The organism is Streptosporangium oxazolinicum (assembly GCF_039537505.1).
Lineage (GTDB): Bacteria > Actinomycetota > Actinomycetes > Streptosporangiales > Streptosporangiaceae > Streptosporangium > Streptosporangium oxazolinicum.
On record NZ_BAABAQ010000053.1, the window covers coordinates 1 to 536 of the forward strand.

Below are 536 nucleotides of genomic sequence, written 5' to 3' on the forward strand. Positions count from 1 at the left end.
GAGGTGCACTGCCTGCTCGGCCAGAACGGCGCCGGGAAGTCCACTTTGATCAAGACCTTGGCGGGCGCTCACCAGCCCGACGAGGGGACGATCACGTTGAACGGTGAGGAGGTGCGGCTGTCGAGCCCGATCACGGCGATCAGGCTCGGGATCTCCACGATGTACCAGGAGCTTGACCTGGTGGACGGGTTGAGTGTGGCCGAGAACGTGTTCTTGGGTCATGAGCCGTCCCGGATGGGGTTCGTGGGCCGGGGGGAGGCGGCGAAGGCGACGCGGGAGTTGCTGGCCCGGCTGGGGCATGCGGAGATTCGCCCGTCGACGGAGGTGGGGCGGTTGTCTCCGGCGGCCAAGCAGGTGGTGAGCATGGCGCGGGCGTTGTCGCACGACACCCGGTTGATCATTATGGACGAGCCGTCGGCGGCGCTGGCCCATGACGAGGTGGGCAACCTGTTCCGGATCATCCGGGAGCTGACCGCGCAGGGGGTGGCGGTGGTCTACATCTCGCATCGGCTGGAGGAGATCCGCGAGATCGGGGA

General features: G+C 67.2%; 1 protein-coding gene. It reads left to right on the forward strand.

The genetic code is table 11. From position 1 onward, the window contains the following. Positions 1–536, forward strand: a 536-nt coding sequence (locus ABD817_RS39490; RefSeq protein ID WP_344923581.1) for an ATP-binding cassette domain-containing protein, incomplete at both ends; no start/stop codon positions are given.